We start from the raw sequence: 13,724 nt of genomic DNA, 5'->3' as shown, positions 1-13,724 counted from the left end.
GTTGTGTCATGCCGCCGTCTCATGGCCTGATCGAGCTGGCGAAAAGCCCAACAATAAAAGGTAAATAAAAGGTTAATCGTAAGTAGAAGGCGCGTTGCGAACTGGCAGCACGGGGAACTTCGATGACTCGGTCCTGGCTCGGCGGCCTCGTGCTCGCCGTCTGCGCTTTTCCAGTGGTGGCGGCGACCCCGGAGTTGCCGGCCAACCCCCGTGCGCTGCCGATGCAATTTTCCATGCAGGCCGCCGCGTCCGGTTGTGACGCCGGGTCGACCTCCGGCGCGTGCCGGCCGCTTCTGTTCGCCTCCGGCATGATCACCGCCGACACGCCGCAGAGGTTCGAGACGTTCGCCACCGACAATCGTGTCGCGAATGCGACGGTTGTGCTCGATTCCGACGGCGGCTCGGTGCTCGGCGCGCTCGCCTTCGGCCGCGCCATCCGCCGGCTCGGGCTCGACACCACGGTCGGCCGCGCCGATCGCGGCGCCGCCGGGGCGCCGGCCGGCATCGCGCCGGCGAGCTGCGAGTCGATGTGCGCCTTCGTGCTGCTCGGCGGCGTGCATCGCGCGGTGCCGCCGCGCTCGCGCGTGCTGGTGCACCAGATCTGGCTCGGCGACCGCCGCGACGACGCGGTGGCGGCGAGCTACTCGGCCGAGGATCTCGTGCTGGTCCAGCGCGACATCGGCTCGATCGTCCGCTACACGGCCGACATGGGCGGCGGCGCCGAGCTGATCGAGATCGCGCTGCGCATCCCGCCGTGGGAGCCGATGCGCCAGCTCACCCGCGCCGAGATGCAGCGCGCGCATCTCGACGCCTCCGCCCAGACGGTCGCCTCCGACCGCACCGCGGCGGCGGCGACGCCGGTGGCGCTCGGCCCCGGCCGGGTGGGGCGGGGCGGCGAGCGCGGCTGGACGCTGATCGACGGCCGCGCCGGCACGCTGCTGGTGCGCCGCCATCCGCTCACCGTCGAGGGCGAGCGGCTCGGCAGCTTCGACCTCACGCTCGAATGCGGCGACACCGCCGGCACCTATGCCCTCAGCTATTCCGAGCGGCGCAGCACGTCGCGCACCGGCGGCGACGCGGCGATCGAGACGGTGCGGCTGTGGATCGAGCAGGCGGACGTGCCGTTCCGGCTGGTCTCGTCGCGGATCGGCGAGGACGGCGGGGCGCTGGAGACGTTTGCGGTCGCCACCGTGCCGGCCGGGCTGGTGCAGGCGTTCGCCGACAATGCGAGCCACTCGATCTCGGTGCAGGCGAGCGGCGTCGGCTCGCCGGCCACCCAGATCCGCATCGGCAATGCGGGGATCGCCCGCTATTTCGGCCAGCTCCAGGCGAGCTGCGGCAGCCGCGCGCCGGTCACCCGCGACGCCCACGCGCTGCTCGAGCCGGGGCGCTGACCCTCCGGCGATCCCGTCTCGCTCACGGCACGGACGGCCCGCCTCGGCGGGCCGTTCTCTTTTCGCCGGGCGGATCGCTCGCTCAGGCCGAGGCGGCCGTCGGCGCCGGAGAGGCGGGCGGCTCGCCGCGATTGGCAAGAATCTCGTCGATCGCCTGCACCACCGCATCGAAGGTGAGCAGCGTGGAGGCGTGGCGTGCCTTGAAATCGCGCACCGGCTCCAGCACCGCGACGTCGGCCCAGCGGCCGTCCGGCGGCGGGCCGTTCTCCTTCAGCATCCGGCGCACGGTCTCGCGCAGAGCGCGCAGCTCGTCGGCATGGGCGCCCACCACGTGGCTCGCCATGATCGCCGATGACGCCTGGCCGAGCGCGCACGCCTTCACGACATGGGCGAAGTCGGTCACCACGTCGCCCTCCATCTTGAGGTCGACGGTGACGGTCGAGCCGCACAGCCGCGAATGGGCGGTGGCGGTGGCGTCGGGATCGGGCAGCCGGCCGAGCCGCGGGATGTTGCCCGCGAGCTCGAGGATCCGGCGATTGTACACGTCGTTCAGCATGGCTCGATGCGATCTGCCTCGGTGGGCGCGGGGGCGGCGCGATTGCCTCGCCCCCCGAGCGGGACTATATCCCGTCATATAGGATGTCGGCCGGGTCGGGCGAGGGTCGCTTGCACACGGCGCATTCGATCCCACATCGAAGGGGCCGGGAAAGAAGTCGCCGTCCATTCGTTCCCTCGGACGAGAGCCGTCGGAACGCGCGACGTGCGGTCCGTGGATCTCGTGCCGGACGTTTGTTTGGGATAATCCGGCCGAACGGAGCATCGCTCGCGATGGACAAGCCGACCAAGACCCCCACCCTCGTCCAGTCCGACGGGGGCGCCGCCACCGCTCCCTCCGCAGCGTCCGCGCTGCGGCCGCTCGCAGCCGACGGCGCGGCGAAGCCGAAGCGCCCGTCGCGCCGCGAGGCCGAAGAGGCGGTGCGCCTGCTGATCGCCTATCTCGGCGACGATCCCTCCCGCGAAGGGCTGCTCGACACGCCGCGCCGCATGGTCGCCGCCTATGACGAGCTTTTTTCCGGCTACGACCAGCGGCCCGAGGAGCAGCTCGAGCGCACTTTTTCGGAGATCGACACCTACGACGACATCGTGCTGGTACGCGACATCCCGTTCAGCTCGCATTGCGAGCATCACATCATGCCCTTCGTCGGTCGCGCGCATGTCGGCTACCTGCCGGTCGAGCGGGTGGTCGGCCTGTCGAAGATCGGCCGGCTGATCGACATCTTCGCGAAAAGATTGCAGACCCAGGAGCGGCTCTCCTCGCAGATCGTCACGACCATCGACCGGGTGCTGAAGCCGCGCGGCGTCGCCCTGATGATGGAGGCCGAGCACAGCTGCATGGCCTTGCGCGGCGTCGCCAAGGCCGGCAGCCGCACCATCACCACCCAGTTCACCGGCGTCTTCCGCGACGATCCGCGCGAGCAGGCGCGCTTCCTCAATCTGGTTCGCAGCGGCGACCGCTGACCTCTCCGCTGCGCGCATCCGCCTCTTTCCACCGCCGCGGCCGCCCCTTGGCGAGGGGGCAGCCGGCGCGATCGGCGCCCGCCGCGCCGATCCGGCAAGACGCTCGCCGGACTTTTTTGTCGATGGACACCGTTTTCGCACCCCGGGGCTCGGCCGAGCAGATCGAGGAAGGTCGTGTTTTCTGCCCGAAATTCGACGAAGCCGGGCTCATCCCGGCGATCGTCGCCGACGCCTGGTCGGGCGGCGTGCTGATGTTCGCCTGGATGAATCCCGAGGCGCTCGCCCGCTCGATCGAGACCCGCGAGGCTTGGTTCTACAGCCGCTCGCGCAAATCGCTGTGGAAGAAGGGCGAGAGTTCCGGCCACGTGCTGCGCATCGTCCAGATGAAGGTCGACTGCGACCAGGACGCGATCTTGCTCGAGGTCGAGCAGACCGCGCCCGGCGTCTGCCACACCGGCCGCGCCTCGTGCTTCTACCGCGCGGTCTCGCTCGGCGAGCCGGCGGGCCACACGCTGGTGCTGAGCTTCAAGCGCGCCGAGCGGGTGTTCGACCCGGCAAAAGTCTATGCGGACGCCGGGAAGGCCGGGTCCACGCCGTCGGACGCCGCACCGGACGAGGGCGGACCGGACGAGGGCGGCGGCACGCCGGGCTGATCGCCGCTCGGGACGCAGGGCCGAGGGCGACACGCCGATCCGGCGCGAGAGGACGAGACGAGGAAAAAAAAGGGCCGCGGAAAACGCCGCGGCCCTTTTCGTGTGTCTCGTCCGGCGCCGCACTTCGGCCTGCCGGCTGCCGGGAGGATCAGGCCTCCTCGGCGGGCTCCTCGGCGGCCGGGGCCTCGTCCTCGACGTCCTCCTCGGAGGTCGCGAACATCGCCTCGACCTCGGCTTCCGCCTCCTCCTCGTCGAAGTCGCGGCGCGCCGTCACGTCCTCGCCGCGGGCGATGCGCTCGGCCTCGTCGGCGTTGCGCGCGACGTTGAGGGTGATGACGATCTCGAGGTCGGGGTGCAGCGCGAGCGGCACCTTGTGGGCGCCGACCACCTTGATCGGGGCGTTGATCGCGACCTGGCTGCGATCGACCGTGAAGCCGGCGTCGACCAGCATGTGGGCGATGTCGCGGGTGGTCACCGAGCCGTAGAGCTGGCCGCTGTCGGCCGCCTGGCGCAGCACGGTGAAGGTCTGGCCGTCGAGCCGGGTGCCGACCTTCTCGGCCTCGGCCTTGCGCTCCAGGTTGCGCGCCTCGAGCTGCACCTTCATGCCCTCGAACTTCTCGAGGTTCTCCTTGGTGGCGCGCAGCGCCTTGCCCTGCGGCAGCAGGAAGTTGCGGGCGAAGCCGTCGCGCACGCGGATGACGTCGCCCATCTGGCCGTGCTTGCCGACACGCTCCAACAGAATCACTTGCATTGCGGTGGTCTCCTCGTTCGGGATCGTTATTCGGGGTCGTTGGCGGGATGACGGGGTGGGGCGCCGGGCGGAGGCCCGCCGCGGCGGTCGCGGGCGACACGCCCGCGCAGATCGATCAGCGAATCGGCGAGGCCGACCAGCGTCACCGCCAGGATCGGCCAGCCGAGCAGCAGAATGCCGGCATAGAGCACCGACAGCACCAGCACGCGGCCCTTCATCGGGGCGGCGAGCGCGTGCAGCACGGCGAGGCCGAGCGCCGCGAAGGCGATCGACAGCGTGGCGGCGAGCAGGCCGGCGGCGAGCCCGGCGAAGCCCGGCAGGAACGAGCCGGCGACCGAAAGCGCCAGCAGCACCGGGCTCGCCATCGGCAGCCTCAGCGCGGACAGCACCGGCCACGGCCGCGGCAGCCGGCCGGACACGCTCACCGCGCGGCCGGCGAGCCACAGATTGAACAAGAGGGTGACGGTGACCAGCGAGGCGAGCGCCGGCGGCAGCGCGGCGGCGAGCGCATCGAGCACCCGCTCGGGATCGGTGACGCCCGGCAGCACCAGCGGCGCGTCGGCCGGAGTGCCGGTGTTTTGGCGGATCATCCGCTCGAAGCCGGTCTTCAGCGTCGCCCGCACGCCGTCCGGATCGATGCCGAACGCCGGCACCGCGAGCGCCACCAGAAGCGCGCCGAGCAGGGCGGCCCACAGCACCAGCCGGCCGGGCGGATACCAGTCGAGCGCCGGGCCGGCGGCGATCGTCGCGGCGCCCGCCGCGGCCGGCCGCGCGAGCAGCGCCAGATAGCCGAGCCACCACGCCGGCAGCGCGATGCCGACCAGGAAGACGAGGACGACGGGAAGATTGAAGCCGAACGAGACGGCGAGCGTGCCGGACAGCGCGGCCAGAAGGCCGGTCCAGTGGCTCCAGCCGAGCGCCGCGATCATCACCGGCAGCGGCGCCAGATAGAACAGCAGAAGCGCGATCGAGGAGCCCGACGCCAGCACCGAGAAGGTGACGGCCGCGACCGCTCCGGCCCCGAGGCCGACCGTGAAGAACTGCACCATGCTCGCTGTCCCGCTCGTCGAGCGGTTAGAGGCGGATCGCCGGCGAGTTCGCCCGTCCGCCCCAACCCGGTGATGCCGGCCGCCACGGCGGCCGGTCGCTCGTCGTTCAGTGTGCCGCGATCAGCGGATCACGTAGGGCAGCAGCCCGAGGAAGCGCGCGCGCTTGATCGCCCGGGCGAGCTCGCGCTGCTTGAGCGCCGACACCGCGGTGATGCGGCTCGGGACGATCTTGCCGCGCTCGGAGATGTAGCGCTGCAGCAGGCGTACGTCCTTGTAGTCGATCTTCGGGGCGTTGGCGCCGGAGAACGGGCAGGTCTTGCGGCGACGGAAGAACGGCCGGCGGGCGCCGGCGGGAGACATGGCCATGGTGCTCACTCCTCGCTGGCGGTGGCTTCGACGTTGCGGTCCTCGCGCGGCGGACGCGAATCACGGTCGCGCGGACGACGGTCGCCGCGATCGCCGCGGTCACCACGATCGCCCGGGCGGCGGTCGCGATCGCGGTCGTCGCGGTCCGACTTGCGCATCATCGCCGAGGGGCCTTCCTCCAGCTCGTGCACCTTGATGGTGAGCGAGCGCAGCACGTCCTCGTTGATGCGCTGCTGGCGCTCGACCTCGGTCACCGCCGCCGCCGGGGCGTCGATGTTGAGGAGCGTGAAGTGCGCCTTGCGGTTCTTGTTGATGCGATAGGTGAGCGTCTTGACGCCCCACGACTCCACCTTGGTGACGGAGCCGCCCATCTGCTCGATGACGCCCTTGTATTGGGTCGTCAGCTCTTCGACCTGTTGCGCCGAGAGATCCTGGCGCGCGAGGTACACGTGCTCGTACAACGGCATGAGTGCCTTTCCTCGTTCGTGACGGCCGCTCCGGCGCAAAGCCCCTCGTGCCCTTCGGGAAAGGCGCGAAAGCTTCAGAAGGCGGGAACACCGGACACCGGATCCGCGAAGGATCCTGCCGTCACCGCCGCCGCCACGTGGACGCCTGCGGGCACGACCGTCCGTTCAGCCCCCGGCCGAAGCCGAGCCGAAGCGCGGCTTATCCCGGATTTTGCCGGGAAACGCAAGCGGGGGAGACGCGGATGAAACCACTCGGGACGGGTGGGCGGGAACGGCGATCTGGATCGGCAGGCCGAAGCCGAGCAGGGCGGCGATCAGTGCGACCGTGAGGAGGACCGCGGTGAAGGCGACGGAGGCCCAGAAGGACGGCCAGAACGATCGGGAGAAACTGCCCTCCAGCACCTCCTGAAGGATTTTCGGCCGCTCCTCGCGGATCACCGTCTGCGCGTAAGTGCCGAGAATCTGGTCCGCCTGGGCGACGTAGGCAGCGAGATGGCGTCGGTCTGAGACGCCGAGTGCGACCGATACTCGTCGTCGGTCGGGCGGCGGCCGTGGGTCGCGCGAAACGCCCGCATCCATTCCCGCTTGGCGTTCTTGTACAAGGCGTAGGCGATCGCTCCGGTCAGCGGGCCACTCGGGGTTTCCGACAGCTTCTCGAAAGTCCGATTGTAATAGTCGTCGGGGTCTTCAGCTCGCGCTGTCGTCTCGTCTGGCGGGGGCACCGTGTGCTCTCGAGTGCTCGACGGCCTTCTGAAATTCGTGATCGGCGGCCCGCAGGGCGGTCCGGAACGTCTCGCTGGCGAAGGGACGCGGCTCCGCCTCGCCACGATTCGCTGCGGCAAAAATGTCTTCGAGAATTCGATCGTGGACGTCGTTTGCAGCCACGGCAGTCTCCCGCGCCGACGAGGGGAAATGCCCTGGTCGGAACACCCCGCAAAATGGGTGTTTCGGCGATGCCCGTCAATGGCGCAATCGACGCGTGTGTATGCCGTCCGTGTGCGCCATCACCGGCAGTATCGCCGCATAAGGGTCCGTCCCACTTGACTGACACGGCGTGCCCGGTGTGTGTCGCGGCGATGTCAAAGGGGACGGTACGTCATGACGGTCGCATTCGTGTTTCCGGGCCAGGGCAGCCAGGCCGTGGGCATGGGCAAGGCCCTGGCCGGTGATTTTTCGGTCGCGCGGGCGGTGTTCGAGGAGGTCGACGACGCGCTCGGGCAATCGCTTTCTTCATTGATGTTCGAGGGTCCGGGCGAAACGCTCACTTTGACCGAGAACGCGCAGCCGGCCTTGATGGCGGTCTCGCTCGCCGCCCTGCGGGTGCTGGAGACCGAGGCGGGGGTCGACCTCGCCCGTGACGCGCGCTTCGTCGCCGGCCATTCGCTCGGCGAATATTCCGCGCTCGCCGCCGCCGGCGCGCTGTCGGTCGCCGACACCGCGCGGCTCTTGCGCATCCGCGGGCAGGCGATGCAGAAGGCGGTGCCGGTCGGGGTCGGAGCGATGGCGGCGCTGATCGGGCTCGAGTTCGACGCGGCCGCCGAGGTCGCCACCCAAGCCGCCGAGGGCGCCGTCTGCCAGGCGGCGAACGACAATGGCGGCGGCCAAGTGGTGGTGTCCGGCGACAAGGCGGCGGTCGAGCGGGCGGTGGAGATCGCCAAGGGCCGCGGCGCCAAGCGGGCGATGCTCCTGCCGGTGTCCGCCCCCTTCCACTGCACCCTGATGGAGCCGGCCGCCGCTGCGATGGCCGAGGCGCTCGCCGCCGTCGCGGTGAAGGCGCCGGTGGTGCCGCTGGTCGCCAATGTGCGCGCCGCGCCGATCACGACGCCGGCCGAGATCGTCGAATCGCTGGTCGCTCAGGTCACCGGCACGGTGCGCTGGCGCGAGTCGATCGCCTTCATGGCGGCCGACGGCGTCGACACCTTCTACGAGATCGGCGCCGGCAAGGTTTTGTCGGGCCTCGTCAAGCGGATCGCTGCGGGCGCGACCGGCAGCGCGGTCGGCACGCCGGCCGACGTCGCGGCCTTCGTCGCCGCTCGCACGGCACTGCAGCAAGGGGCGGCATGATGTTCGATCTGACGGGAAAAAACGCCCTCGTCACCGGTGCGACCGGCGGCATCGGCGGGGCGATCGCCCGCGCCCTTCACGCACGCGGTGCGACGGTCGCGCTGTCGGGCACCAAGACGGACAAGCTCGAGGCGCTCGCCGCCGAGCTCGGCGAGCGGGTCCATCAGGTGCCGTGCGACCTGTCGGTGCGAGCCGAGGTCGAGGCGCTGGTTCCCAAGGCGGAAGCCGCGATGGGCTCGCTCGACATCCTGATCAACAATGCCGGGCTCACCCGCGACAATCTCTTCATGCGCATGAAGGATGCCGAGTGGGACGACGTGCTGGCGGTAGATCTCACCGCCGCCTTCGTGCTGATGCGCGCGGCGCTGCGCGGAATGATGAAGCGGCGACAGGGCCGAATCGTCTCGATCACCTCGGTGGTCGGCGCCACCGGCAATCCCGGGCAGGGCAATTACGCCGCTGCCAAGGCCGGGCTCGCCGGCATGACCAAGGCGCTCGCCCAGGAGGTCGCGACCCGCGGCATCACGGTGAACTGCGTGGCGCCCGGCTTCATCGCCACCGCGATGACCGACGTGCTCAACGACAAGCAGCGCGAGACGGTGCTGGCGCGAGTGCCGGCCGGGCGGCTCGGCTCGGGCGAGGAGATCGCCGCCGCAGTGGTTTATCTGGCCTCCGACGAGGCCGCCTACACGACCGGCCAGACGATTCACGTCAATGGCGGCATGGTCATGATCTGATTGGGTTTTTTCGAACGTTCCAAGGGTCGTGGAAGGTCGTGCCGGGCCTTCTGGTCAAGCCTGAGGAAGTATGGTAACCGATCGGTCGGGCTGGACGAAACAAATGCAACGGGGCTGGGGCGACGGCACGAACCCCTTGACCGGATGAGCGTTCACGGCGTCCATCAAGACGAGGTCGCCCCGACGATGTTCGTGATTCAGCGAACGCAGGGGCATGATGCCGAAAGCACGAGGTTGGCAATGAGTGACATTGGCGAACGGGTCAAAAAGATTGTCGTGGAGCATCTTGGGGTCGAGCCGGACAAGGTGACCGAGACCGCGAGCTTCATCGACGATCTCGGCGCCGACAGCCTCGACACTGTCGAGCTCGTGATGGCGTTCGAGGAGGAGTTCGGCTGCGAGATTCCGGACGACGCGGCGGAGACCATCCTGACGGTCGGCGACGCGGTGAAGTTTCTCGAGAAGAACGCCAAGAGCTGAATTTTCCGACGCTGCCGGCCGCAGGGCCATCCGGTCCTGCGGCCCGTCCCGCCTGAGGCTCACGCCGCGTATCGTTGGTCCCGCCGGTCGCATCGCATCGGGTTTCGTCCCGGTGCCGATCGGGCGGGCCGCACTGTCCAACGGTGCCGTAACCTGTTCGGCACCGCAGCCGGTGACGGCGACTGGCCGTTCGATCGCTCGGGTTCGGGTGTGACGGATCGCGGCGCATCGGCCGGTGCGGGACATTGGTCATGAGGCGTGTAGTCGTCACGGGATTGGGCATGGTGACGCCGCTGGGATGCGGCGTCGACACGTCCTGGCAACGGCTTCTTGCGGGCGAGAGCGGGGCCCGCAAGGTCGAGAAGTTCGACGTGTCCGACCTGCCGGCGAAGATCGCCTGCATGGTGCCGCGCGGCGACGGCTCCGACGGCACCTTCAATGCCGATCAGTGGATGGAGCCGAAGGAGCAGCGCAAGGTCGACGACTTCATCGTCTATGCGATGTCGGCGGCCGGACAGGCGCTCGCCGATTCGGGCTGGAAGCCCGCCACCTACGACGAGCAGATCCGCACCGGCGTGATGATCGGCTCCGGCATCGGCGGCCTCGAGGGCATCGCCGAGACGGCGATCGTCCTGAAGGAGCGCGGCGCCCGCCGGGTGTCGCCGTTCTTCATTCCCGGCCGGCTGATCAATCTCGCCTCCGGCTACGTCTCGATCGCCCACGGCCTGAAGGGTCCGAACCACGCGGTGGTGACGGCCTGCTCGACCGGCGCGCACGCGATCGGCGACGCCGCCCGGCTCGTGATGCTGGGCGACGCCGACGTGATGGTGGCGGGTGGCGCCGAATCGCCGATCTGCCGCATCGCGCTCGCCGGTTTCTCGGCCTGCCGCGCGCTCTCCACCGGCTTCAACGACGAGCCGACCAAGGCCTCGCGCCCCTACGACCGCGATCGCGACGGCTTCGTGATGGGCGAGGGCGCCGGCGTCGTCGTGCTGGAGGAGCTCGAGCACGCTCGCGCGCGAGGAGCCAAGATCTACGCCGAGCTGATCGGCTACGGCCTGACCGGCGACGCCTATCACATCACCGCTCCGACCGAGGACGGCGACGGCGCCTATCGCTGCATGACGATGGCGATCAAGCGCGCCGGCATCTCCGCGGCCGACATCGACTACGTCAACGCGCACGGCACCTCGACGCCGCTCGGCGACGAGATCGAGCTTTCGGCGGTGCAGCGGGTGATCGGCAACGACGCGGCGCACGTGTCGATGTCGTCGACGAAGTCCTCGACCGGGCATCTGCTCGGCGCCGCCGGGGCGGTGGAGGCGATCTTCTCGATCCTCGCCATGCGGGACGGCATCGCGCCGCCCACCATCAATCTCGACAATCCTTCCGTCGACACGCCGATCGACCTGGTGCCGCACCAGGCGAAGAAGCGTGACATCGACATTGCGCTGTCGAACTCGTTCGGGTTCGGCGGCACCAACGCCTCGCTGGTCTTCCGCCGCACCGTTCAGTGATCGAACGGCCGCGGCGCCTCGGCCGCGGGGCTTTTTTCCGGCGCCCGTCCGCACCGGACGGGCCGCCCGGCCGCGTGTCGTCGCACGGCGTCCTGCCGGCGCGGCTGCGCGCAACGCCGCATCCCGCTTCGGGCACCCGGCCACCGGCCGGGTCCGGGGCGTCGGGCGGGCGCTCGCGGAGCCGATAAAATGGCCATATTGTCGGGGGAAGTGGTCGAGCCGCCGGGACCGACTCGGCGTGCCGCCGCTCCCGCCGTTCTGGCGGGGTCGGGTGCCGGGCGCACGGCCCGCGACCGCCGACGCTGCGACGACCAACGCGAACCCCGATCGCCGCATTCCCGTGCGGCGGCCGGTCCGGAGCGGACGACGCCATGACGAACAACGACAACGACACGGGCGCCGGAGCCCCGCCACCGCCGGAGCCGCGCCGCATCGCCCCGAGAAGCCCGCGCACCGCGCTGGAGCCCGAGCGGGTGCCGCCGCCGGTGCGCCGCCGCTCCGACAAGGCCCGCCACCCGGTGGTGGTGGTCGGCAATGCGATCTTCACGCTGCTCGTGCTGGTCACGATCGTGATCGGCGGCGTGCTGTGGGTCGGCAACAGCCGGCTGACCACGCCGGGACCGCTGGCCGAGGACAAGGTGGTGCTGGTGCCGCGCGGCCTCGGCCTCCGGGACATCGCGGACCTGCTGGTCTCGGAGGGCGTGATCGACCAGCCGCTGACCTTCGTCGGCGCGGTGCTGGTCCAGAAGGCGCGCGACGACCTGAAATCCGGCGAGTACATGTTCCAGAAGCAGGCGACGCTCGAGGACGTGATCGGCACGCTGAAGGACGGCAAGGTCGTCCAGCACTCGCTCACCCTCGCCGAGGGCCTCACCTCCGAGCAGATCGTCGCCAAGCTGCTCGAGACCGATTTTCTCGCCGGCAACATCCGCGAGATTCCCCGCGAAGGGTCGCTGCTGCCGGAGACCTACAAGGTGGTGCGCGGCACCTCGCGCGACCAGGTGATCAAGCGGATGCAGCAGGCGCAGCGCTCCGTGCTGCAGGACGTGTGGGAGCGCCGCGTGGCGGACCTGCCGCTGCGCACGCCCGACCAGCTCGTCGTGCTCGCCTCGATCATCGAGAAGGAGACCGGCATCCCGGAGGAGCGCACCCGGATCGCCGCGGTGTTCGTCAACCGGCTCAAGCAGCGCATGCGGCTGCAGTCCGACCCGACCATCATCTACGGCCTGGTGGGCGGCAAGGGCACGCTCGGCCGGCCGATCATGAAGAGCGAGATCGAGCAGCCGACGCCCTACAACACCTATGTGATCGACGGGCTGCCGCCGGGGCCGATCGCCAATCCCGGCCGCGCCGCGCTCGAAGCCGCCGCCAACCCGGCCCGCACGCGCGAGCTCTATTTCGTCGCCGACGGCTCGGGCGGCCACGCCTTCGCGGAAAACTTCTCCCAGCACCAGCGGAACGTCGCGAAGCTGCGGGCGCTCGAGCAGTCGCAGCGCGACGGCGCCCAAGCGAGCCCGGGGGCGACGCCTGCGGCCGACGACGCCGAGGACACCGCCTCGACCACGCCCGCCCGCCGCTCCGACCGCGGCAACGGATCCACCCGCGCCCGCTGATCCCGTCCCGCGGCACCGCCGGGCTCACCGTCCGGCGAAAAACCCTGCCGGCCGATCCGCGACCGGTGCACCGCCGGCCGGCGTTCCGGTGACTTGCCGGGACTCGGTGCGTCTTCTATGTGGCGGGGGTGGGCGGCATCGGGCCGTCCGTCCTTCGGCGGGTCGCCAGACCCGAGCCAGCGAGCGCACGATGGCCCTTTGCAGCATGACCGGTTTCGCCCGCAGCCACGGCACCAGCGGGCCGTACGCGTTCGCGTGGGAGATCAAGTCGGTCAACGCCAAGGGGTTGGACGTCCGCCTGCGGCTGCCGCCCGGCTGGGACGCGGTCGAGGCGCCGGTGCGGGCGAAGGCGGCCGAAGGGCTCGCCCGCGGCACCGTCTACTGCAATCTCACGGTCGACCGCTCGGGCACCCAGCCGGTGGTGCGGGTCAACGAGGCGGTACTGTCGGCGGTGCTGGCGACGCTCGAAAACCTCGCCGGCCGGGTGTCGGCCGAGCCGCCGCGGCTCGACGGCATTCTCGGCCTCAAGGGCGTGGTCGAGGTCGTCGAGGCCGACGAGAGCGAGGAGGAGCGGAGCGCCGCCGAGGCGGCGTTGGTCGACAGCTTCGCCGCCGCGCTGGCCGGACTGCAGGCGATGCGCCGCCACGAGGGCGAGGCGCTCGGAAAACTGCTCGGGCAGCGGCTCGACGAGATCGCGGCGCTGGTCGCGCGCGCCGAGGCGGCGCCGGGCCGCAAGCCCGCGGCGATCCGCCAAAAGCTCGCCGACCAGGTGGCGGCGCTGCTCGAGACCGCCGAGCGGTTCGACCCCGACCGCCTTCACCAGGAGGCGATCCTGATGGCCGCCAAGGCCGACGTGCGCGAGGAGCTGGACCGCCTCGTCGCCCATGTCGCGCAGGCGAAATCGCTGATCGCCAAGGGCGGCCCGGTCGGCCGCCGGCTCGATTTTCTCTCGCAGGAGCTCAACCGCGAGGCCAACACGCTGTGCGCCAAGTCGAACGATCTGGAGCTGACCGGCGTCGGCCTCGAGCTGAAGAGCGTGGTGGAGCAGTTCCGCGAGCAGGTGCAGAACTTGGAGTGAAGGGGATGGCGGGGCGGATCGAGCCTGCGGACGACCG

15 protein-coding genes are annotated in these 13,724 nt (G+C 70.3%); 9 read left to right on the top strand and 6 right to left on the bottom strand.

Features of this window, described 5'->3' with window-relative positions; genetic code table 11:
• Positions 1-122: 122 nt before the first annotated feature.
• Complete coding sequence (locus A33M_RS22280; protein WP_052026971.1) at positions 123-1,394, top strand: hypothetical protein; 1,272 nt, start codon at positions 123-125, stop codon at positions 1,392-1,394.
• Between the two features lie 82 nt (positions 1,395-1,476).
• Here the strand turns inward: A33M_RS22280 and A33M_RS08905 are convergent, their stop codons facing one another.
• The gene (locus tag A33M_RS08905) at positions 1,477-1,950 is read right to left on the bottom strand and encodes an iron-sulfur cluster assembly scaffold protein (protein WP_040619837.1); all 474 of its coding nucleotides are present in this window, start codon (positions 1,948-1,950) and stop codon (positions 1,477-1,479) included.
• A gap of 272 nt (positions 1,951-2,222) precedes the next feature.
• On the opposite strand from A33M_RS08905, the gene folE reads away from it, so the two are divergent.
• Both folE and hisI read left to right on the top strand, forming a co-directional pair.
• The gene (gene folE / locus A33M_RS08900) at positions 2,223-2,912 is read left to right on the top strand and encodes a GTP cyclohydrolase I FolE (protein WP_008385969.1); all 690 of its coding nucleotides are present in this window, start codon (positions 2,223-2,225) and stop codon (positions 2,910-2,912) included.
• Between the two features lie 122 nt (positions 2,913-3,034).
• Positions 3,035-3,565, top strand: coding sequence for a phosphoribosyl-AMP cyclohydrolase (gene hisI, locus A33M_RS08895; protein ID WP_083850382.1), 531 nt, complete (start codon positions 3,035-3,037; stop codon positions 3,563-3,565).
• A gap of 148 nt (positions 3,566-3,713) precedes the next feature.
• Here hisI and rplI read toward each other — a convergent pair whose 3' ends face one another.
• From rplI to A33M_RS08870, 5 genes are all read right to left on the bottom strand, one after another.
• Entirely contained in the window at positions 3,714-4,316 is a 603-nt protein-coding gene (rplI, locus tag A33M_RS08890) for a 50S ribosomal protein L9 (RefSeq protein WP_008385964.1), read from the bottom strand.
• A gap of 26 nt (positions 4,317-4,342) precedes the next feature.
• Positions 4,343-5,365, bottom strand: coding sequence for a hypothetical protein (locus A33M_RS08885; protein ID WP_008385961.1), 1,023 nt, complete (start codon positions 5,363-5,365; stop codon positions 4,343-4,345).
• Between the two features lie 120 nt (positions 5,366-5,485).
• The gene (rpsR, locus tag A33M_RS08880; RefSeq protein WP_008385959.1) at positions 5,486-5,731 is read right to left on the bottom strand and encodes a 30S ribosomal protein S18; all 246 of its coding nucleotides are present in this window, start codon (positions 5,729-5,731) and stop codon (positions 5,486-5,488) included.
• 5 nt (positions 5,732-5,736) lie between these two features.
• Complete coding sequence (rpsF, locus tag A33M_RS08875) at positions 5,737-6,198, bottom strand: 30S ribosomal protein S6 (protein WP_008385957.1); 462 nt, start codon at positions 6,196-6,198, stop codon at positions 5,737-5,739.
• Between the two features lie 165 nt (positions 6,199-6,363).
• Positions 6,364-6,777, bottom strand: coding sequence for a hypothetical protein (locus A33M_RS08870; protein WP_008385955.1), 414 nt, complete (start codon positions 6,775-6,777; stop codon positions 6,364-6,366).
• A 519-nt stretch (positions 6,778-7,296) separates the two neighbouring features.
• Between A33M_RS08870 and fabD the strand changes: the two genes are divergently transcribed.
• The 6 genes from fabD (at position 7,297) to A33M_RS08840 (ending at position 13,687) form a co-directional block, all read left to right on the top strand.
• Positions 7,297-8,262 carry an ACP S-malonyltransferase gene (gene fabD, locus A33M_RS08865; RefSeq protein ID WP_008385954.1) on the top strand — a complete coding sequence of 322 codons (966 nt, stop codon included), beginning with the start codon at positions 7,297-7,299 and terminating at the stop codon, positions 8,260-8,262.
• A complete protein-coding gene (fabG, locus tag A33M_RS08860) occupies positions 8,262-8,999 on the top strand; it encodes a 3-oxoacyl-[acyl-carrier-protein] reductase (protein ID WP_040619865.1) in 738 nt (245 codons plus the stop codon). Before fabD ends, fabG begins: the two co-directional genes overlap by 1 nt.
• 240 nt (positions 9,000-9,239) lie before the next feature.
• The gene (locus A33M_RS08855) at positions 9,240-9,479 is read left to right on the top strand and encodes an acyl carrier protein (protein WP_008385950.1); all 240 of its coding nucleotides are present in this window, start codon (positions 9,240-9,242) and stop codon (positions 9,477-9,479) included.
• A 251-nt stretch (positions 9,480-9,730) separates the two neighbouring features.
• Positions 9,731-10,996, top strand: a complete 1,266-nt coding sequence (gene fabF / locus A33M_RS08850; RefSeq protein WP_040619835.1) for a beta-ketoacyl-ACP synthase II — start codon at positions 9,731-9,733, stop codon at positions 10,994-10,996.
• 371 nt (positions 10,997-11,367) lie between these two features.
• Positions 11,368-12,609 carry an endolytic transglycosylase MltG gene (gene mltG, locus A33M_RS08845; protein WP_008385941.1) on the top strand — a complete coding sequence of 414 codons (1,242 nt, stop codon included), beginning with the start codon at positions 11,368-11,370 and terminating at the stop codon, positions 12,607-12,609.
• A 190-nt stretch (positions 12,610-12,799) separates the two neighbouring features.
• On the top strand, positions 12,800-13,687 hold the full coding sequence (locus A33M_RS08840; RefSeq protein ID WP_040619833.1) for a YicC/YloC family endoribonuclease: 888 nt from the start codon (positions 12,800-12,802) through the stop codon (positions 13,685-13,687).
• Positions 13,688-13,724 lie beyond the last annotated feature (37 nt).

Origin of the sequence: Rhodovulum sp. PH10, from assembly GCF_000293785.1 — a bacterium.
Taxonomy (GTDB): Bacteria; Pseudomonadota; Alphaproteobacteria; order Rhizobiales; family Xanthobacteraceae; genus Rhodoplanes.
Note: the sequence above shows the minus strand (reverse complement) of the source record. Positions and strands in the feature narration are given on the sequence as shown.